This is a genomic window from Streptomyces sp. N35 (genome assembly GCF_016464295.1).
Classification (GTDB): Bacteria; Actinomycetota; Actinomycetes; order Streptomycetales; family Streptomycetaceae; genus Streptomyces.
In genome coordinates this window covers 47,423-66,507 of sequence record NZ_JAEIMH010000027.1, presented here as the reverse complement: position 1 = coordinate 66,507, position 19,085 = coordinate 47,423, and the positions used below count along the sequence as shown (strand labels likewise).

The 19,085-nt window shown below is 69.9% G+C and carries 23 protein-coding genes, 1 tRNA gene and 1 pseudogene; 15 read left to right on the top strand and 10 right to left on the bottom strand.

Annotation, left to right across the window (positions count from 1 at the left end):
* Positions 1-71: 71 nt before the first annotated feature.
* Positions 72-608 carry a hypothetical protein gene (locus JAO81_RS17135; RefSeq protein WP_199548723.1) on the bottom strand — a complete coding sequence of 179 codons (537 nt, stop codon included), beginning with the start codon at positions 606-608 and terminating at the stop codon, positions 72-74.
* A 191-nt stretch (positions 609-799) separates the two neighbouring features.
* Here JAO81_RS17135 and JAO81_RS17130 point away from each other — a divergent pair, with 191 nt between their 5' ends.
* The 3 genes from JAO81_RS17130 to JAO81_RS17120 all read left to right on the top strand — a co-directional run bounded on the left by JAO81_RS17130 (position 800) and on the right by JAO81_RS17120 (position 3,266).
* Entirely contained in the window at positions 800-1,231 is a 432-nt protein-coding gene (locus JAO81_RS17130) for an STAS domain-containing protein (RefSeq protein ID WP_199548722.1), read from the top strand.
* Between the two features lie 391 nt (positions 1,232-1,622).
* Positions 1,623-2,492, top strand: coding sequence for an AraC family transcriptional regulator (locus JAO81_RS17125; protein WP_199548721.1), 870 nt, complete (start codon positions 1,623-1,625; stop codon positions 2,490-2,492).
* A 558-nt stretch (positions 2,493-3,050) separates the two neighbouring features.
* Positions 3,051-3,266: a hypothetical protein gene (locus tag JAO81_RS17120; RefSeq protein ID WP_199548720.1), complete on the top strand. Its 216-nt coding sequence runs from the start codon at positions 3,051-3,053 to the stop codon at positions 3,264-3,266.
* 58 nt (positions 3,267-3,324) lie between these two features.
* On the opposite strand, the gene JAO81_RS17115 is transcribed toward JAO81_RS17120, so the two are convergent.
* Both JAO81_RS17115 and JAO81_RS17110 read right to left on the bottom strand, forming a co-directional pair.
* A complete protein-coding gene (locus JAO81_RS17115) occupies positions 3,325-3,564 on the bottom strand; it encodes a hypothetical protein (protein ID WP_199548719.1) in 240 nt (79 codons plus the stop codon).
* The gene (locus JAO81_RS17110) at positions 3,561-3,788 is read right to left on the bottom strand and encodes a hypothetical protein (protein ID WP_199548718.1); all 228 of its coding nucleotides are present in this window, start codon (positions 3,786-3,788) and stop codon (positions 3,561-3,563) included. Before JAO81_RS17110 ends, JAO81_RS17115 begins: the two co-directional genes overlap by 4 nt.
* A 152-nt stretch (positions 3,789-3,940) precedes the next feature.
* On the opposite strand from JAO81_RS17110, the gene JAO81_RS17105 reads away from it, so the two are divergent.
* From JAO81_RS17105 to JAO81_RS17095, 3 genes are all read left to right on the top strand, one after another.
* Positions 3,941-4,165 carry a hypothetical protein gene (locus tag JAO81_RS17105; RefSeq protein WP_199548717.1) on the top strand — a complete coding sequence of 75 codons (225 nt, stop codon included), beginning with the start codon at positions 3,941-3,943 and terminating at the stop codon, positions 4,163-4,165.
* Positions 4,166-4,629: 464 nt separating this feature from the next.
* Positions 4,630-4,980, top strand: a complete 351-nt coding sequence (locus JAO81_RS17100; protein ID WP_199548716.1) for a DUF6221 family protein — start codon at positions 4,630-4,632, stop codon at positions 4,978-4,980.
* Between the two features lie 75 nt (positions 4,981-5,055).
* Positions 5,056-5,286 carry a hypothetical protein gene (locus JAO81_RS17095; RefSeq protein ID WP_199548715.1) on the top strand — a complete coding sequence of 77 codons (231 nt, stop codon included), beginning with the start codon at positions 5,056-5,058 and terminating at the stop codon, positions 5,284-5,286.
* A 237-nt stretch (positions 5,287-5,523) separates the two neighbouring features.
* On the opposite strand, the gene JAO81_RS17090 is transcribed toward JAO81_RS17095, so the two are convergent.
* Together JAO81_RS17090 and JAO81_RS17085 are read right to left on the bottom strand one after the other, a co-directional pair.
* Positions 5,524-5,892, bottom strand: coding sequence for a DUF6281 family protein (locus JAO81_RS17090; RefSeq protein ID WP_233415484.1), 369 nt, complete (start codon positions 5,890-5,892; stop codon positions 5,524-5,526).
* Between the two features lie 29 nt (positions 5,893-5,921).
* Positions 5,922-6,515, bottom strand: coding sequence for a hypothetical protein (locus JAO81_RS17085; protein ID WP_199548713.1), 594 nt, complete (start codon positions 6,513-6,515; stop codon positions 5,922-5,924).
* A gap of 381 nt (positions 6,516-6,896) precedes the next feature.
* Between JAO81_RS17085 and JAO81_RS17080 the strand changes: the two genes are divergently transcribed.
* Positions 6,897-7,277, top strand: a complete 381-nt coding sequence (locus JAO81_RS17080; RefSeq protein ID WP_199548712.1) for a hypothetical protein — start codon at positions 6,897-6,899, stop codon at positions 7,275-7,277.
* Between the two features lie 183 nt (positions 7,278-7,460).
* Here the strand turns inward: JAO81_RS17080 and JAO81_RS17075 are convergent.
* Positions 7,461-7,532: transfer RNA gene (locus JAO81_RS17075), tRNA-Val, on the bottom strand.
* A 178-nt stretch (positions 7,533-7,710) separates the two neighbouring features.
* Here JAO81_RS17075 and JAO81_RS17070 point away from each other — a divergent pair.
* From JAO81_RS17070 to JAO81_RS17040, 7 genes are all read left to right on the top strand, one after another.
* Positions 7,711-8,478: a DUF4097 family beta strand repeat-containing protein gene (locus JAO81_RS17070; RefSeq protein ID WP_199548711.1), complete on the top strand. Its 768-nt coding sequence runs from the start codon at positions 7,711-7,713 to the stop codon at positions 8,476-8,478.
* Positions 8,479-8,795: 317 nt separating this feature from the next.
* A complete protein-coding gene (locus JAO81_RS17065) occupies positions 8,796-10,178 on the top strand; it encodes a hypothetical protein (protein WP_374194308.1) in 1,383 nt (460 codons plus the stop codon).
* 171 nt (positions 10,179-10,349) lie between these two features.
* Positions 10,350-11,033, top strand: coding sequence for a DUF4383 domain-containing protein (locus JAO81_RS17060; protein WP_199548709.1), 684 nt, complete (start codon positions 10,350-10,352; stop codon positions 11,031-11,033).
* A gap of 109 nt (positions 11,034-11,142) precedes the next feature.
* The gene (locus tag JAO81_RS17055) at positions 11,143-11,874 is read left to right on the top strand and encodes a FadR/GntR family transcriptional regulator (RefSeq protein ID WP_199548708.1); all 732 of its coding nucleotides are present in this window, start codon (positions 11,143-11,145) and stop codon (positions 11,872-11,874) included.
* 187 nt (positions 11,875-12,061) lie between these two features.
* Positions 12,062-13,207, top strand: a complete 1,146-nt coding sequence (gene dgoD, locus JAO81_RS17050) for a galactonate dehydratase (protein WP_199548707.1) — start codon at positions 12,062-12,064, stop codon at positions 13,205-13,207.
* Between the two features lie 71 nt (positions 13,208-13,278).
* Positions 13,279-13,899, top strand: a complete 621-nt coding sequence (locus tag JAO81_RS17045) for a bifunctional 4-hydroxy-2-oxoglutarate aldolase/2-dehydro-3-deoxy-phosphogluconate aldolase (protein ID WP_199548706.1) — start codon at positions 13,279-13,281, stop codon at positions 13,897-13,899.
* Complete coding sequence (locus JAO81_RS17040) at positions 13,899-14,870, top strand: sugar kinase (protein WP_199548705.1); 972 nt, start codon at positions 13,899-13,901, stop codon at positions 14,868-14,870. Before JAO81_RS17045 ends, JAO81_RS17040 begins: the two co-directional genes overlap by 1 nt.
* Positions 14,871-15,076: 206 nt before the next feature.
* Here JAO81_RS17040 and JAO81_RS17035 read toward each other — a convergent pair.
* From JAO81_RS17035 to JAO81_RS17020, 4 genes and pseudogenes are all read right to left on the bottom strand, one after another.
* Positions 15,077-15,286, bottom strand: a pseudogene (locus tag JAO81_RS17035) (zinc ribbon domain-containing protein); the annotation flags it as partial.
* Between the two features lie 287 nt (positions 15,287-15,573).
* Positions 15,574-16,233 (bottom strand): O-methyltransferase, encoded by a 660-nt coding sequence (locus tag JAO81_RS17030; protein ID WP_199548703.1) that lies wholly within the window; start codon positions 16,231-16,233, stop codon positions 15,574-15,576.
* 155 nt (positions 16,234-16,388) lie between these two features.
* The gene (locus JAO81_RS17025) at positions 16,389-17,033 is read right to left on the bottom strand and encodes a response regulator transcription factor (protein WP_199548702.1); all 645 of its coding nucleotides are present in this window, start codon (positions 17,031-17,033) and stop codon (positions 16,389-16,391) included.
* On the bottom strand, positions 17,024-18,169 hold the full coding sequence (locus JAO81_RS17020; protein WP_199548701.1) for a sensor histidine kinase: 1,146 nt from the start codon (positions 18,167-18,169) through the stop codon (positions 17,024-17,026). Before JAO81_RS17020 ends, JAO81_RS17025 begins: the two co-directional genes overlap by 10 nt.
* Positions 18,170-18,302: 133 nt before the next feature.
* Here JAO81_RS17020 and JAO81_RS17015 point away from each other — a divergent pair, with 133 nt between their 5' ends.
* On the top strand, positions 18,303-18,980 hold the full coding sequence (locus JAO81_RS17015) for a DedA family protein (RefSeq protein WP_165336551.1): 678 nt from the start codon (positions 18,303-18,305) through the stop codon (positions 18,978-18,980).
* Positions 18,981-19,085 lie beyond the last annotated feature (105 nt).

Sequence of the window (19,085 nt, the reverse complement as noted above, 5' to 3'; positions counted from 1 at the left end):
TCGGTTCTCGGTCGGTTCTCGGTCGATGCCTTGTCGATTCCTGGTCGGTTCCCGCTCGATTCCCGGTCCGCCTATCGGTAGTCGTCGGGGTGATCCTGCATCCAGGTGTTGATGCGGTCGCGTACACCCGTCAGGTCCTTCATACGGGCCTCGAGGTTCTCCGTCGAAAGGTCGCCGTCGAGGGTCTTGTTCAAGCCGGCGATCCAGGCGAGCGGTTCGGGGAAGTGGCCCGGACCCTTCGGGTCGTTCCTCATCGCCGCCTCCAGACCGGTCAGCTCCTCGTGCACCCGCCCCAGGAAGTACGCACAGTCGCCGGCGCCCGGCGTACACGTGTCGTCGAGCGGGGCGGGGAGCCCGGCGAGGGCGCCGCGGACCTTCCCGGGGCCGGGGGCCATGGGGCCCTCGGGCCCCCCCGGCCCCTCGGACTCCGCCGCCGGTGGTTCGGCCGCCGGCGGTTCGGCCGCAGAGGCTGCGGCCGCGGAGGAGGTGGGCTGCCCGGACGGCCCGCCGGCCCTGTCGTCCCCACCCGTCGAACAGCCCGCCAGCGCCGCGCCGAGCAGCGCGGCAGCGGCGACTGCACGCCGTACATCCTTCATGCGGTCGATCATGTGGTCGAGCCCCCCTCGTACCGATTCCGGTTGATCGCGGCACATCATGGCTGATCAGGCGGGGTACGGGAAGCCCGGCCGGTCGGCACCCGGCCAGGGGAACCCCTATGCGAGCAATCGTTTCATCTCGCCGATGCGGGCTATACCGGGTTCTTTGCGGTACACGGCCGACAACCGGCACCGTGCCCGCCATGTGGCGCCGTTGGCTGCCGAACGGACCGCGGAAGGCCGGTCAGATGATGACGCTGCGATGGGAACTACAGGGCACCGCTTTGGTGGTCTCGATGCCGGCAGAGGTGGATATCAGCAACGCCGCACAGATCGCGGGTGAGTTGCGTGAAGTGTGCCGCACCCGCCTGACCGACGAACAGGGCCGGCCGGTACGGCTCGTGGTGGTGGACTGGTCCGCAGCCCGCTTCCTGACCACGGCGGGACTGACCGTCATCGAGGACTTCCACGGCCGCCTGGAACAACTCGGCCTGACCGCACACCTGGTGACCGACCGATGGCTCCCGCGCAAAGTGCTGCGCCTCGTGGGCCTGGTCGGCCGACCGCCCCTTTTCGACTCTGTCCCGCAGGCCCTGTCCGCGACGGGGACTGCGGCGGTGACCGCGCCCAAATAGCCGCAGTGGCCGAACATGGCGGGCAGGTCGAGCAGGGCGGGCAGAGGGCAGGACGGGCAGACCAGGCAGACCGGGCAGGACGGGCAGACCGGGGCCACCGTGGTCGTAAGCCGCCACGCGCCGGGGACGGACGGACCGCCCTGTCCAAGAGGTGGCGTCCCGGATAGTTGCCTGGTCGCCCCGTCGCCGCCCTCCGGCCGGCCGGCGTGACCACGGGCGCGGACCCCCACCGCTGGACGCGCCTCGCCCTCCGCCGCTTCCCCACGGGCTCGTCGCTGTCACCTGGCGTGTGTCCGCCCCCCTGCAGGTCCGGCGCATGATCGGATCGGACCGCAGCGATCGGGTACGGCCGGGGTGTCCGCTGCCACCGTGGAAGCCGAAAGGAGGCCTCATGATCTCGGCACTCAACAAGCTGGTCGACCTCGTCGAGGAGCACCTCACCGAGGAGCTCGACATCGACGGCGTGGCCGCGGGGCTCGGCACGACCGAGTACCACCTGCGCCGGATGTTCTCGTCGCTGGCCGGCATGCCGCTGTCGGAGTACGTGCGGCGGCGCCGTATGACCGTTGCCGCCGCCGACGTCGTGCGGGGCGAGCGGGACCTGCTGGGCATCGCCGTCCGGTACGGATACGGCTCGAGTGAGGCGTTCGGACGCGCGTTCCGGGCGGTCCACGGCGCCGGCCCCAGCGATGTGCGCCGTGATGGAGGCCCCTTGCGTACACAACCGCAGCTCAGGTTCCGCCTGACCGTTGAAGGGAGTGTCCCCATGGACACCCGCCTCGTCGACCGCCCCGCATTCCGGCTGGTCGGCCACGCCACCCGCGTCCCGCTCATCCACCAGGGCGTCAACCCGCATATCCAGGAGCACATCGCCGCACTGCCGCACGAGGAGCACCTGCGGCTCAAGTCCCTCAGCAACAGCGAGCCCGCGGGCTTGCTGCAGGTCAGCGCCGACGTCGATCCCGACGGCAGGGAGGGCAGCGAACTGACCTACCTGCACGGCGTCGCCCTCAGCCACGACACCCCGGCCCCGGACGGCCTCGACTCCATCGAGGTCCCGGCCGGAATGTGGGCCGTCTTCCGCACCAGCGGACCGCACCCGCAGGCCCTGCAGACCACCTGGGCGGCAACCGCGACCGAGTGGTTCCCCTCCAACCCGTGGCAACTGCGACCGGGCCCCTCGATCGTCAGCACCCTGGACCGCGCACCCGACTTCACCACCGCAACCTGCGAACTCTGGCTCCCGGTCGAACCGTCCTGACCCCATCGAACACGGCCGAGCTCTCGCCCTGAGCCACTCAGAGCAGACCGCCCCATCCCGCGCGCGGGGTGGGGCGGGCTGCGTTGTCCCTCGGTGTCGGCGTACTCGAGAGTGTGCTCAGTGAAGTACGGATGAACATGCTCAGCGAGGTGACAGGCTGTTCGCTTGGCTCGGCGGCGCGGTGTACTTCCTCAGGATGTTCGGCGCCGAGCCGCACGAGTACGCGGACTGACACTACTGCCACCTGGAGCCGCAACCGCGGCGTCACGTTGAAGCCCAGCTGAGCGAGGCGTGCGCACCGCCACAGAAGGAGCGGTGCGCGCCTCCGCGCCTCAGGCGGCCACGAAGCCCGAATAGTCGGCGTCGCAATTGAACCTCACCTGAAAACGGCTGCCCGTCCTCTACATGCGAGCCAAGAACCGTCCACTCACCCTTGACGGCCTTCTTGCCGACCTTGCACGCACCTGGAATCACCTGGTGAAGCAGGAAACACGACCAAACCGTCATGCCGGACATCACCGGTTCGCCATGATCCCGCCCGTCCACATTGGGGGGACCATGCGCCGCACCATCACCTGCTTACTCACCGTCGCGCACAAGGCGATCTATGACGCGGCATGGGAGACACAGGACGCCGCGTCGCGGACCGAGTTGTGTGAGCTGATGGACATCGCGGGCCCGGAAGCGGTGGGGATCCTCCTGGAGGAGTCGATGACCGATCCGTCGGTGGACACGACGGCGATGGTGGAGTACCTGCACGCCGAGAAGTGCTGAGCTGAGACACGGTGCGGCCCCGCCCCCGAGACCTTCGGGGGCGCTGTCATGCGGTGGGCTACTGCTCCGGGCCCTCGTAGAACCCGTCGAGTTGCACGTTCAGCTCAGCCAAGTCCGGGTGCTCCGCGATCTGACGTACCTCCGCCTCGGTGAGCGCCTCGGTGAGCTTGCGCATGGATCGGGCCGCTAGTCCTGCTTCTGCTGCCATCTCCAGTTCGGCCGCCCTCTTCCGGTGGAGGCTCGCCAGGAGGCGGAGTTGTCGAGCACGCAGCTCGTAGGGGTCGACGGGCTCGCTCATGCGTCCTCCTCCTCGCTGTGGCGCTTGGCTCGCGCAGCTTCGATGGCTTCCCGGTCCGGCCGCTCGGGAAGCTTGGCGCCTGGCTCGCGGATGTACCAGTCGATGAGCTGCCGGATCACCGCTGCGCGCTCGGTGCCCATCTCCTTGGCGCCGGCGTCGAAGTCGTACCAGGTGTCGCCGATGCGGATCTGCCGGGGCGGCGTCTTCGGCCGGTTCGGTGACATGCCTGAACCGTAGCCGGGTGTAGCTACTTGTGTCGCCCCCGCACCCTTTCCATGTAGCTACAGATTCTCGATTGAATCCCTTTCGGTGTAGCTACACTTCCATACGATGTAGCTACACCGCGAGCAAGGGGCCGATAACCCAGGGGGACCAGATGAACGCCGCAGCCACCACCCACCAGGTCGCCTCCGCCCGCGAGTTGATCGAGGATGGCGCGATCGTCCCCCTCCGCTCTGGCGTGTTCATCGCCGTCAGCACCGGCGGCACCGGCGGCACCGACACCTACCGCAGCACCCCGACCGCCTGCACCTGCCCGGCCGGCCTGAAGGGCTCGCGCTGCTACCACCAGCTCGCCGCCCGCCTGCCGCTCGCCGCCTGACCCGAGGGGAGTCCACCATGAAGACCATCACTGCACGGCACAAGTGACACGGCGAGATCAAGCACCTTGCTCACTCCGCGCAACTCCGGCCACCGCTTTGTGACGGCGGGCGCCTCACCCCGCTCGTCGAACTAGCCGCTAGCTGGGGGCAGGCGCTCGCGGACGCCGTCCTCAACGCAATCGCCGCCAGGCCGGCCACCTTGCACACAGCCCAACCGTGATGAATCAGCGTCCAGTTGCTCGCCGGCCGACTCATCGCTCCCCCTCACCAGCGTGCTGCCTTGGCCTCGCTCAGCGAGTGGATTCCCGGTCGTACTGCGCCTGGTACTGCGCGACCGTGTCCCCGAACTGCCTGCCTCCGAGCTCCTCCAGGCGGCCGTCGCGACGATCCACGACGATGGGTCCGGTTCCCGCCCACGGTCGAAGGCTGCGAGCACCAGAGCTGACCGCGGGAGGATGTCCCCATGACCGACGACATCGTGCAGTGGCTCGGCGCCCAGCTCGACGAGGACAAGGAGTTCACTCAGGACTGCATCACCGGGGCCGGCAGGTGGCGAGCGATGGGTGACTCGGTTCTCTCGGACGCCAACGAGGAGATCGTCACCGTGACTTCGATGCAGAACGCCGAGCACATCGCCCGGCATGATCCGGCGCGGGTGCTGCGCGAGATCGACGCCAAGCGGCAGCTGCTCGCCGATCTGGTTCACGCGGCGGAGAGCCTTGGGCCCGAGTGGTTCGGCGACCGAGCGCTCCACCTGCTCGCCCTGCCCTACGCGGACCGGCCCGGCTACGACGCCGAGCGCTGGACGCCGTAGAACTGCACCCCGGTGCGCGGTCACTCGTGTGGTCGCAAGTTCGTGACTGCGGGCCTGGTCGGGGGTTGGTCGGGCGTGAATCAACGACTCAAGTTCGCTGCTGCCGCCGGTGTTGCCCTCATGGTGTCCGGGCTGGCTGCGCCGAGCGCGCACGCTGGCATTGTTGACGGCAGCCTCAACAATGCGACCGTGCTCAGCGGCGCGAACATCCTGGGCGTGCTGACCGGCAGCAAGCTGACCGACTTCAGCAACAACAACGCGAACAGCAAGGCGGAGGGCAAGGAGAACAACGCGATCAACAACTAGGCCGCGCTCCTTACGGCGGGATACGACGAAGCCCCGAACCCGGAGAGGTTCGGGGCTTACGCGTGCCCAAGCGGGCTGAGTAACTCCGCCTGGACGTCAGCCAGTTGAACGTCAAACGGCATGCTCATCGTATGGCGTGGCACTGGCGTGAGATGTGGACAAGCCGGCGAACCGGGCCTGTGATCGCGCGAGGCCCGCTCGAGGCGGAATTGCGATCACACTGAATCGGCGTTCGCCTTACGACTTGGCCTTGAGTTCCTCCACCTCGGGGGGCAGCTCCTCACCTTCGTAGGAAACGAAGATCTTGGCTTGCTCGGGTGAATCCCCAACCGCGATGGCGACCTTCGGGGAGACGCCCTTCACCCGGTACGCAGTCGGGTCCTCGCCCATCTTCTCGTCGTTGCTATTGCCTCCCGTGTCATCGCACGGAGGAGAGACGGCGACGCCGAGTTCCTGACCCACAGTGATGTCCAGGTCTTCGACATCCACATACGTGCGCTCATCGAACTGGTACTGCTCGGCGCAGACAGCCGAAGCGCTGCCCCCGCTGTCAGACGAGCAGGCAGCTGTAACAACCGCCAAAGGCACTGCGAGGATCGAGCCCAAGATGCGTCCACGTGCAGTCATCTCGCCCCTTAGTACCGACTGCAGAGTCCGAGAACGTCTCCCTTACCGAGGGTCCTCCCGCTGATCGAGCACTTGAAAGGGGAAGATCCGCCATACATGGCGTCATAGCTGGTGTAGCCCTTGTAGGACGCGCTAGCGCTGACATGGTCCGTGAGGCCGCAGTTGTTGCTGCTCTGCGTGATGTTGGTGATTGCATCGTGGAACGCGTAATACGCGTCAGACCGCGAGATGGCTCTGGGCATTCCGCCGTCACCGAGGTACCAGTTGTAGGTGCCGTACCCCTCTTGATCCATCATGTTGTGCGCGCCGTCGCTACAAGCGCTTGGGACAGCCGCGATGTCAACCTCCTGGACCAGGGCCTCCCCAGGAATTGCGCCGCCCGGCTCGTCTGCATCCGTTGCGTCGGATTCGGTAGTGAGGTCCGCGCCGGTCACGGCGGGGTTCGGCAGTCGGAGTGTCAGCGCCGTCCGTGAACGGATTGTCGTCCGGTGGCGTGCCCGCCTCCCGATACGAGACGCTGCCGTTCGAATCGACTGCTGCACGGTGCCGTTCGGCGAGTGGGTCAAGATCTGGAAGACGGCCAACAAGAAGCGGGCGGGCACCCAGGCCAAACGCCGTCAGCTTCTAGAGAGTCTGCTGCTGCCCGAGTGGGAGCACACGCCGCTGATGGAGGACAACAACGTCTTCGCGGTCAAGCCGTGGGCCACGCGCACGGCAAAGCCTCAAGGTCGCTTCGATCCGGACACGGTGGCGCAGGCGCGGAGTCTGCTGTCGACGATCCTGTCCGGCGCTGAGGACGCGGGCTACATCCCCGCGAACCAGCTGTATGGGCGCCGGATCCTGGTGGGTGCGGATCACCACGAGGACGACGAAGAGATCTGGGCCTGGCCGAATGGAACGCGGCGGAGGACGCGCGGCTCGCCGAGTGTCGCGCGAAGGGCTGGAAGGCCAACCGGCGCAAGACCCCAAAGACCCAACTCCGCGTGTATCTGGGCCCACCGAAGAACAAGTTTTCGGCTCGTGAGGTCGACGTCCCGGAGTTCCTGGTCCGGCTGCTCGGCGAGCACATCGAGACTTGGCCGCACGAGCATCTGTTCACGACGCCCGAGGGGCCGTTCTGGAAGCGCGGGAACTTCGGCCGACTGAGCCTGCGTCCGGCAGCCGACGGGCGCGAGGCCTATCCAGGCGCGAAGGGGCACAAGCTGCGCGATGCGTGGGAGCCGCTTCTGCCTGGGTTCACGATGCGTGGGGCGCGACATACGCACGACACGTGGATGAAGGACGACAACGTCGACCGGGCGCTGAGGTTCTTGACGATGGGGTGGGTCCCCAAGGACATTGAGGGGACCTCTACGAGCATGTGACGCCGGAGATGCGAAGTCATCGTCTGGACCGTCTTGAGGCTCGGTGGGAGCGCGGGCAGCGTGTGGCGCTGGAAGACGCGAGTCGAGGCCTTCAGGGAGTTGATCTCCTGAAAACCTCCTAAACGATCTACAAAAGGACCCGTCCCGGTCAAGGGACGGGGCCTTTTACCTGGTCAAACCCGGTGGGCGCGGACGGTTTCGAACCGCCGACATCCGCCTTGTAAGGGCGGCGCTCTACCGCTGAGCTACGCGCCCGGGAGCGATCGACAGCCTACCTTGCCCGGGGCGGTGCCCCGCAAACCCGTATCGAGGGCGTCGGGGGTTAACCCCACCCCCGATCCGGGAGTGGCCCGGATGCCCCTGGGCGGCGGGCGCTTCTACGGTCGGAGACAAGCGCGGCCCGGGGGCCGTTCCGCCCGCAGGAGGAGCCGAGATGACCGTCCGCAGCGTTCGTAACCGCACCCGCAGCACGCTGGTCACGGCCGGGGCGCTGGCCGGCGCGCTCGTGATCGTCGGCTGTTCCGATGTGAGCAAGGACAAGGATCCGGAGACCCGGGACTTCGCGCTCCAGGGGCGGGAGTTGACCATCGACTCGGACGATTCCGCGCTCGACGTCGTGGTCGCCGATGTCGACGATGTGCGCGTCACGCGCTGGTTCGACGGGAACGCCGTGATCGGCGACGCCGACGTCTCCTGGCGCATGGTCGACGGCAAGCGGCTCGAACTGCGCGTGAAGTGCGAAGGCGTCATCACCGCGTGCGACGCGAGCCATCGCATCGAGGTGCCCCGCAAGGTCGCCGTGACCGTCGAGAACCAGGACGGCCGGGTGAACGCCACAGGGTTCGACACCGCACTGAAGATCAAGTCCAAGGACGGCCGCATCATGGTGAAGGACGCGGCAGGTCCGCTCGATCTCGACAGCGAGGACGGCTCGCTCGAAGCCGTCGGCGTCTCCTCCCGTGACATCCGCGCGCACGCCCGGGACGGCCGGGTGCGCCTCGCCCTCACCGAGGTGCCCGACCGGATCGACGTACACAGCAAGGACGGCTCGGTGGAGATCGGTCTGCCGAAGGCCGCGTACAAGGTGCGGGCCGAGGCTCAGGACGGTTCCGTCGAGGTGGACGTCCCGCGTGACGCGTCGAGTCCGCATGTCGTCTCGGCCGTCAGCCAGGACGGGCGGATTCGCGTACACACGGTCTGAGGCCCCGTACGACGGCCCAGTCCCCGTACAACGGTCCACTCCCCGCACGACGGCCCAGTCCCCGCACGACCGCCCAGTCCCCGCGCAACGGTCCACTCCCCACACCCGACAACGACGCCCCTTCCGTACCGGATCGCGAGGATGATCCCGTACGGAATGAGGATCACTCCGTACGGGAAGACGATCACTCCGTACGAGCCGCGGCGGATCTTTCCTCAGCCATGGGCCGTAAGCGCGAACTAAACGACCCGTGTGTTCGTCCTTAACCGGTGGGAGAATGGCTCCGGGCAGGGCGGATGACAGCACGGGAGTGGGATGTGACGGCGACACCATCGCAGCCTTACGCGGAAGTTGCTCATCCACGCAGGGCCGTGGGCGCCTTCCGCGATGTGCTCGCGCTGGTGCTGCTGCCGGTGCCGCTGGCCATGGCGGTGCTGCGGGGGGCGCGCGGGGGGGGCGGCGGGCGGGGGTGGCGCGGGGGGGGGGGCGGGGGCCCGCCCCCCGCCGCCCAGGCCGCCAAGGACGCGGCGGCCGCCGCCTTCTACGACCTGGACAGCGCGCAGCGCGATCTGCGGATCTCGATAGAGACGATCACCGCGGTGGACACCTCTCCGGCCGCCCGTCGTGCCGTCGACGATTTCGCGGCGCTCGGGCGGCGGATCGACGAGGTCAGCCATCAGTACATCGCCGCCGTCGACGCGCATGACCTCGACCGCGACGATCTGGAGGCCTCGGTCGCGGCGCGCGCCCGCACCGAACTCACCACCGCCAAGGACGAACTGACCAAGACGAAGCGGGATCTCGACCGCTTCGCGGAGGGCCTCGGCCCGCTGCTCGACAAGGCGGAGACCCAGCTGGCCCGGCTCGCCCCCACCGTGGAGCGCGCGCGTCAGACGCTGCTCGCCGCGAGCACGGCCCTCGATGCCGTACGGGCCTCCGGCCTGAAGGCGGATGATCTCGCGGCGCGGCTCGCGGCGCTCGGCCCCGAGCTGACCAAGCTCAACCAGGGCGCCGGGCGTCATGGGATCGCGGAGACACTGCAGCGCGCGGAGCGGGTCGCACGGGACGGCGAGGCGGTACGGGCCGAGGCCGAGCGGCTGCCGGAGCGCGCGGCCGAGATCGACCGCCGGCTCGTCTCGCTGCGCACCCGTGCGCAGGCCCTGACCACGCGGGCCTCGCAGGTCGAACCGATCCTCAGCGAACTGCGCCGCCGGTTCACCACGAACTGCTGGCAGGACCTGCAGTCGGTGCCCGCGCAGGCCGCCGAGAACGTCAAGCAGGCCGAGAGCAAGCTGACCGAGGCCCGCAAGGCGCGCGACGAGCAGCGCTGGCCGGACGCGACGGCGCTGCTCGGCACGGTGCGCGCCCTGCTGAACTCGACCGACGAGGCCGTCTCCGCCGCCGGCGACCGGCTGACCAGGCTGAACGCCGTTGCCAAGGATCCGGAGCAGGAGATCCAGCGGACCCGGTTCGCCATCCGGGACGCCCAGCGGCTCGCGATGGCCGGGCGGCACACCGCCGATCCCCGGCACGCCCGGCCGCTGGACGATTCCGTGAGCCGGCTCGACCGTGCGATCGCGACGCTGGAGGGGCGCCACCCCGACTACTGGCACTTCCTCACGGAGACGGAGGCGGTGCGGCAGACCGTGGCCCGGGTCGTGTCCCAGATCCGCGAGGAGCGCGGGGGCGGGGCGGGCTGAGCCCCCAAGGGGGCAAGGACGGGGCGGACTGAGCAGGTCAGGCTCGGCGTGACGTGGGCCCGGAGCGCACGCCCCCATGTGACAGCGCCGCCTCGCAGGCGGATCCTGGAATCAGGTACGCGGGACATCCGCGTACGCCTGCACGGCCTCCGCGACCCCAGGGAGGCGGACATGGCCACGCACGCAGTTCAACCCGGATCCCGCCGGCACCCCGGATCCCGCCAGGATCCCGGATCCCGGCGGCGCGTCCGGCTCGACGAGCATCTGCCCGTCGACCACCGCCTCAGCACGGTCTACCGGATCGGGGCGGGTCTGACCGGTCTGGTGCTGCTCGCCTTCGGCATCCTCGGTCTGGTCGACCGGGTCGGCTTCTTCGACACCGGGGGCGACCGGGTCGCCGGCCTGAACACCAACGGCGCGCTGAGCGTGCTCTCGATCTGCGTGGGGCTGCTGCTCTTCGTGGGCATGGTGATCGGCGGCAACTTCGCCTCAACGCTCAACATGGTTCTGGGAGTTGCCTTCATCCTCAGCGGGTTCGTCAATCTCGCCCTTCTCGAGACGGACTGGAACTTCCTCGCGTTCAAGATCCAGAACGTGCTGTTCAGCTTCGCGGTCGGCGTGATGCTGATGGTCTTCGGCATGTACGGGCGGGTCAGCGCGACGCTTCCGCACGACAACCCGTACTGGAAGGCCCGTCACCCCGAGCAGGCGGCGCAAGAGCAGCGCGGGATCAGGCGCGGACGCTTCACGGGTGCGGACCCGGATCCGCTGCAGGCCCCGAGCTCAGGCGCCCACCCGGAGACGCCCATCCGGAGACCCATTCCTGAGACGCCCATCCGGAGACGCCATTCCTGAGACGCGCGTCCTGAGGCGCCCGCTCACAGGCGCCCGCTCACAGGCGCCCGCTCACAGGCGCCCGACGAATAATTGATAAATAAGCAGGAGTCGTGCGAGGGTACGAGGCGTGCCCTCCTCGCCCCCGCCCCCGACGCCCACCAGTGCCTCCCCCGATGCGGCCGGCGCTTACGCGGGCCGCGGCATCCACAAGGCCGCCGTCGAGGCGATCGCGCGGCGGATCTTCGACGGGACGTACGAGGAAGGGGACACGCTCGGCCTCCCCCAGCTCATGGCTGACCTGGACGTGAGCCAGACCGTACTGCGCGAGGCGATCAAGGTGCTGACCGCCAAAGGGCTGCTCGACGCCCGGCAGAAGCGGGGCACCTTCGTGCGCCCCCGCGACGACTGGAACCTCCTCGATCCCGACGTACTGCGCTGGAAGCTCGCCTCCGGCGCACCCCATGACTTCTTCGCCGACCTCTTCGAACTGCGCCGCGCGGTCGAGCCCGCCTCCGCCGCCCTCGCCGCCGTGCGCCGCACCGACGAGGACCTGGCGGCGCTCGATGCCGCCCTGGCCGCGATGGCCGCGTACGACAACGATCCCGTGCTCGTCGTACGCGCCGACGCCTCCTTTCATCTGGCGCTGCTCCGCGCCTCCGGAAACCGTTTCTTCTCCCAGCTGCACCGCGTGATCATCCCGGCCCTGATCGAACGCGACCGCACCGTGCACTCCCGCCCGCACGACGACCCGTCCCCGAGCCACGCCGCCGTGGTGGAACGCATCCGGGACGGGGACCCGGACGGCGCGCACGAGGCGATGCTCCGCCTCCTGGACCTGTCCATGCGCGACCACCCTTGACCTGAGCCGGTCGGTCGACTGGTGTGCACAGCAAGGGAGTCGGGCCCGCAAGCCGCCTCCGCGCAGCCACCGGCCGCACCGCACACGGGCCCCGCGGCCCGCCGCTCCTGCCACCACCGCACGCCCACGCCATGGACGCACCGCTCCATCGCAAGCGCACCCGGATACGACAGGAAGGAACGCCGCCATGAGGATCAGCCGGATCGAGACTTTCCTCGCCCCGCCACGCTGGATGTTCTGCCGTGTGGAGACCGACGACGGTCTGGTCGGATGGGGTGAGCCCGTCGTCGAGGGACGTGCCGAACCGGTGCGCGCCGCGGTCGATGTGCTCGCCGAGTATCTGATCGGCCAGGATCCGATGCGGATCGAGGATCACTGGCAGGTCATGACCAAAGGCGGCTTCTACCGCGGCGGTCCGGTGCTCTCCAGCGCGGTGGCCGGCCTCGACCAGGCCCTGTGGGACATCAAGGGCAAGGCCTACGGCCAGCCGGTGCACCAGCTGCTCGGCGGTCCCGTACGGTCGAAGATCCGCGCGTACGCCTGGGTCGGCGGGGACGAGCCGACCGAGATACGCGAGGCGGTGACCGCCCAGGTCGAGGCAGGCTTCACGGCCGTCAAGATGAACGGCACCGGGCGCATGACGCCCCTCGCCACCCGCGCCGAGATACGGGACTGTCTGCGGCGCGCCGAGACCGCCCGTGAAGTTCTGGGTGAGGAACGGGACTTCGGGCTCGACTTCCATGGACGTGTGTCCCCCGCCAACGCACGGCGACTCCTTCCGCTGCTCGCCGACTACGCCCCGATGTTCGTCGAGGAGCCGGTGCTCTGCGACCACATGAACGTCGTGGCGGACCTGGTGAATGCCTCCAGCATTCCGATCGCACTGGGTGAACGCCTGTACACCCGCCGTGAGTTCCTGGCTCCGCTGGAATCGGGTGTCGCCATTCTTCAGCCGGACATCTCGCACGCCGGCGGCATCTCCGAGCTCCGCCGTATCGCCGCGCTCGCGGAGGTGTACGGCGCACAGATCGCGCCGCACTGCCCGCTCGGCCCGGTCGCGCTGGCCGCCAGCCTCCAAGTGGCCTTCACCACCCCGAACTTCCTGATCCAGGAACAGTCGATCGGCATCCACTACAACCAGGGCGCCGAACTCCTCGACTACGTCGCCGACCCGGAACCCTTCCGTTTTCACGCCGGCTCCCTGGTCCGCACCGAACGCCCCGGCCTCGGTGTGGACATCGACGAAGCGGCCGTACGCGCCGCCGACAAGTCGGGGCATGCCTGGCGCAATCCGGTCTGGCGCCATGACGACGCCTCGTTCGCCGAATGGTGACCGGCGCCCCGACCGCCACGGATGTCCACGACCCGACCGCCGCGGATGTCCACGAAGAGAAAAGAAAGAGCATGGATTTCAGTACCGCACTGCGTGAGGAACGGCTTGTCGCGATCATTCGCGGCCGGGACCCGGAGGCCTCCTTCCGCAGCGTGATCACCCTGGTCGAGGCGGGGGTCGCGCTGGTGGAGGTGTCGCTCAGCGGGACCGACGCCCTCAAGGTCATCGAGCGCGCCCGGGCCGAACTCGGCGACGAGGCCTGGCTGGGCGCCGGCACCGTGGTCACCGAGGAGGATGCCCAGCGCGCGTCCCAGGCCGGCGCGAACCTCATCGTCACGCCGGGGCTCGGCCCGGGCTGCACCGCTTCCCTGGCGCAGGGGCTGCCGGTGCTCGCCGGGGTACTGACGCCGAGCGAGATATGCGAGGCCGCCGCCACGGACGCTGCGGCGCTCAAGATCTTCCCGGCTTCCGCGCTGGGTGGACCGGACTATCTCAAGGCGCTGCGCGGACCGTTCCCCGACCTTCCGTTCGTACCCGTCGGCGGGGTCGGTGTGGCCGAGACCGAGGCGTATCTGAAGCTCGGTGCCGTGGCGGTCGGAGTGGGCTCCCCGCTGATCGGTGACGCGGCCGACGGCGGCGACCTCGGTGAACTGCGCCGTCGCGCGGCGGAGTTCAAGGCGGTGTGCGCGTGATGAGCGAAGGTGCCCGGAGCCCGGATGTGTTCACCTTCGGCGAGACGATGGTCGCGCTGCGCGGCAGCGGTCCGCTGAAGCTGGGCGGTTCGATGCGGGTGTCCGTGGCGGGCGCCGAGTCGAACGTGGCCATCGGGCTTGGGCGGCTCGGCCACCGCGTGCGGTGGGCGGGCGCCGTGGGCGAGGACGAGGCCGGTGAACTCGTGCTGCGCACCCTGCGCGCCGAGGGCATCGATGTGACGGGGGCGAGCCGGGACGCCGAGGCGCCCACCGGTCTGATCCTGTTCGAGCCGCGGCTGCCCGAGGTGACGCGGGTGCACTACTACCGCGCCGGCTCGGCCGGTTCACGGCTGACATCGTGCTCCGTCGAAGCGGCGTTCACCGCGGCCCCGCCCCGGATCCTGCACCTGACCGGGATCACCCCGGCGCTCGGACCCTCGGCCCGGTGCGCCGCACGGCGCGCGCTGCGGCTCGCGCGCGAGCATTCGACGCTGGTCTGCCTCGACGTCAACTTCCGCTCCCGGCTGTGGAGTTCCGAGGACGCCCGCGATGTGTTGAGCGAGTGGATGCCGTACGTGGATGTGCTCATCGCCTCCGACGACGAGCTCGCGCTGTGTCTGCCGTCCGACGCCCCGGGTGACGTCGCGGGCCAGGCCAAGCTGCTGCTCGGCCTGGGGATCGGCGAGGTCGTCGTGAAGTACGGCGCGCAGGGCGCCGCGGTCCACACCGGCGCGGGCGAGCTGCGCGCCCCGGCCCGCACCGTACGGGCCGTCGACCCGGTGGGCGCGGGCGACGCCTTCGTCGCCGGTTACCTTTCCGCGCTGCTCGACGGCGAGGACGCGGCGGGCCGCCTGGACCGGGCGGTGACCACCGGGGCCTTCGCGGTGGCGTCCCACGGGGACTGGGAGGGGGCGCCCACGCGGGCCGAACTCCCTTTGCTGGGCGCGGGGGCGGGGACCGTGGTGCGGTGATGGGCTCGGGCCCGCACAGTCGTGCGGTGACGGACTCGGACCCGCGGACAGTCGTGCGGTGACGGACTCGGACCCGCGGACAGTCGTGCGGTGACGGACTCGGGCCCGCGGACAGTCGTGCGGTGATGGGCTCGGGTCCGCGGACGGTCGTGCGGTGACGGACTCGGGCCCCGGGACCGGGCGCCGTGACGGGCGCGGGCCCGGGGTCAGCCGCAGCAGCCTCCGCCGCAGCAACCGCCTCCGCCACCACCGGCGGGAGCGGGAGCTGAGGACGTGCCGCCCACGGCGACCGTGGAGAGCAGCTTGGCCGTGTCCTCGTGCCCGGCCGGGCAGCTGGCAGGGGCGGACGACTCGGACATGGGGCGGCTGACCTCGAAGGTGTCGCCGCAGGTCCGGCAGCGGAATTCGTAGCGGGGCGGGGGGTGGGGGTGGGGGCGGGGGCGTGGGGGGGGGGGGGCCCGCCCCCCCGGGCCGCCCGCCCCCCCGCCCGCCCAAAGCCCACCCGACGCGTCACCTGCCACCCGACGGGAAGCCAACCGCCCGACGCGCCGTGCCGCCCGACGCACCGGCCGCCCGACGGGGCACCGGCCACCCGGCAGGACACCTGCAACCCGACGGGAAGCCGACCACCCGACGAGACCCCGGCCGCCCGACGAGCCGCCGCCCCCACAGCCCTCCCCTCACCCCGTACGACCGAAAGACCTCACACCTTCCGCGCCAGCGTCACCCCGTCCGCCACCGGAATCATCACGCTCTCCACCCGCTTGTCGCCCCGCACCCGCTCGTTGAACTCCCGGATCGCCGCCGGGGCACCCGTGGCGTCCGGGTCGATCACCCCGCCGTTCATGAACACGTTGTCCACCACGAGCAGCCCGCCCTGGCGCACACGCGGCACCAACTCCTCCCAGTACGCGGTGTAGTTGTCCTTGTCCGCGTCCAGGAACACCAGGTCGATATGGGGCTCCTGCGGCAGAGCGGCGAGCGTCTCGAGGGCGGGTGCGATCCGCAGCTCGATCCGGTCGGCCACACCCGCGTCCGCCCAGGCCTGACGCGCGTACGCGGTCCACTCCTCGGAGACGTCGCAGGCGAGCAGCGTCCCGTCGGCGGGCAGCGCCTGCGCCATCGCGAGCGAGGACATCCCGGTGAACGTGCCCACCTCGACGATGTGCCGCGCCCCGGTGAGCCGTACGAGAAGGGCCAGCAACGGCCCCTGGTCCCGCGCCACTTGCATCCCCGCGGCCTGCGGGAACTTACTGCGCGTCACTTCGATCAGCTCGCGCTGCACCGCGTTGGGCGGTGGGTTGTGCTCCACCATGTACGCGTAGAGCTCGTCGGTCAGTTCTGTGCGCCTGCCGCTGGTCATGCATCCCCTAGGTGTCCGGCCGGCCCTCTGGCCGGCTCCCTCGAAGACTCCGCCCGCTCGACCGGCTTCGCAAACGGATTGCTCCCCCAGGCACCGCCAAGCGCCCCCAAGCACCGCCGAGTACCCCAAGCGCCGCCAAGCTCCCCCAGCGCCGCTTACTCCCCCAAGTACCGCAATACGGCCAGCACTCGACGCGAGACCCCGGGCGTCCCCGACAGCTCCAGCTTGTCGAAGATCGCGTTGATGTGCTTCTCCACCCCGCTCTGCGAGATGTGAAGGCGCGCGGCGATCACCGCGTTCGTATGCCCCTGCGCCATCTGCGCGAGGACGGCCCGTTCCCGCTCCGTCAGCCGCTCCAGCAGATCCGCGTGGCGCGTACGCCCGAGGAGCTGCGCCACCACCTCCGGGTCGAAGGCGGCCCGGCCCTGGTGCACGCGCTCCAGCGCGTCCAGGAACTCGTCGACCTGGACCACCCGGTCCTTCAGGAGATACCCGACGCCTTCCGTCTCTCCGGTCAGCAACTCGGTGGCGTACCGCTTCTCCACGTACTGCGACAGGACGAGGACGCCGACACCCGGCCACCGCTTGCGGATCTCCATGGCCGCCCGCAGACCCTCGTCGCTGTGCGTCGGCGGCATCCGTACGTCGGCGACCACGACATCGGGCCGCTCCCGCTCGACGGCCGCGAGCAGTTGCTCGGCGTCACCGACGGCGGCGAGCACCTCATGGCCCTCGTCGACGAGCAGCCGTACCAGGCCCTCGCGCAGCAGGGTCGAGTCCTCGGCCAGCGTTACGCGCACGGCAGCTCCGCGGTGATCAGGGTGGGTCCGCCGGGCGGACTGTGCGCGACAGGTGCGCCGCGGGGCGGGGCGGCCCGGCGGCCCAGCCCCCCGAGCCCCCCGCCCGCGGGGGCGGCCCCGCCGATGCCGCCGTCCCCGACGGTGACGACCAGCTGCCCGGGGGTTTCCTTCAGGCGAAGGCGTACGGAGATCGAGGTCGCCCGCGAGTGCTTGACCGCGTTGGTGACGGCTTCGGAGACCACGAAGTACGCGACGGTCGCGACGGGGCGGTCGGGCTCGACTTGCGGCTCGTACTCCAGACGTACCGGGATCGAGGTGCGCTCGACCACCGTCTCCAGGGCGGCACCGAGCCCCTCTTCGTCGAGGGCGACCGGATAAACGCGCCAGGCGACTTCCCGTAGATCCCCGAGCGCGAGGCGGCTCTCCTCATGGGCCTGGCGCAGGAGTTCCTCGCGGCGCTGCGGGTCCTGGCCGCGCAGCGCCCGGCCGAGCAGCATGCCGAGGGCGACGAGGCGCTGCTGGACTCCGTCGTGCAAGTCCCGTTCGATACGGCGCCGTTCGTCATGGACGGCGTCGACGACACCGGCCCGGCTGACGGCCAGTTCCTCGATCCTGCGCTGCAGCTCTTCCTGTTCGCTGGGCCCGAGGTGGTGGCGCGCGAGCCTCTTCTCCAAGTCGCCCACGGCCAGTGCCCCTTGCAGGGCAAGGAAGAGCAGGAACAGCCCGGCGACACCGCTGAACAGGACGGTGCTCGGACTGTTCACGTCGCTCACGAACCACCCGAGGAACAGATACGCGCCGTACGCCGCACCGATGAGGACGCACAACAGGCATACGGCGCCGAGCAGTCCGAGGGGCCCCCGGGCGGCGACGTAGCGCAGCGCCCGCTCGGGGGTGTACGAGGAGGAGGACTCGGCGCCCAGATACGCGGCCAGACGCCTGCGCTCCCATTCGGCGAGCCGCCGCGCGAGCCGGTGCACCGGCCGCAGCACCGCGCCGCGCGCCCGCGGCCAGGCCTGGACGAGCAGCAGCGCGAGCCCCGAGAGCAACGCGAAGAGCAGCTCGACGAGGGCCGAGCAGGCGCCGAGCGCGAGTCCCGCGGTGAGCCGGAGCCCGCGGCGTACCAGGGATTTCATGATCACCCAGGCTAGGCGCGGGGAGCGGGCCTGCGCACTGCGGAAAACCGCAATTCCTGACTGTGGTGCACCGCACCTGATCCTTGCGGTCGGCTTCAGTGTGGCTTCAGGCAGCGGTTTCTACGGTGGAGAAATGATCGAAGACACCGCAACGCAGTGGGTCAACACGCTCATGGACGCCCTCGGGGCCCCCGGCGCGGGCCTCGCCATCGCGCTCGAGAACCTCTTTCCGCCGCTGCCCAGCGAGGTGATCCTGCCGCTCGCGGGCTTCGCGTCGAGCACGGGCAGCATGAATCTGATCGCCGCCCTGGTGTGGACGACGATCGGCTCCGTCGTGGGGGCGCTCGCCCTGTACGGGGTGGGGGCGCTGCTCGGCCGTGAGCGCACCGTGGCCATCGCGGCGAAGGTGCCGTTCGTGAAGCTGTCGGACATCGAGCGGACCGAGGCCTGGTTCCAGCGGCACGGGACCAAGGCGATCTTCTTCGGCCGGATGGTGCCGATCTTCCGCAGCCTGATCTCCGTACCGGCCGGCATCGAACGGATGCGGCTGCCCGTCTTCCTCGGTCTCACGACGCTCGGCAGCGCGATCTGGAACACCGTCTTCGTCCTGTCCGGCTATCTCCTGGGAGAGAACTGGGAGCAGGTCTCGGGCTATGTGTCCGTGTACTCGAAGGTGGTCCTGATCGCGGCTGCCGTCGCCGTACTGCTCTTCGTGGCCCTGCGGATCCTCAGGCCCGGTCGCGGTCGGCGTCGAGGAGCTGCCGCACGATCTCCTCACCCGCAGCGACTCCGCGCTCCTCAAGAGCGGTGAGCTGCGGCGCCTCCCAGCCCTCGTCGGCGAGCTCCCCCGGGGCCCCGCGCCCCGGCCCGGCCCCCCGGCGGGGCCCGGGCGGGGCGGGCCGGGGGGGGGCCGGCC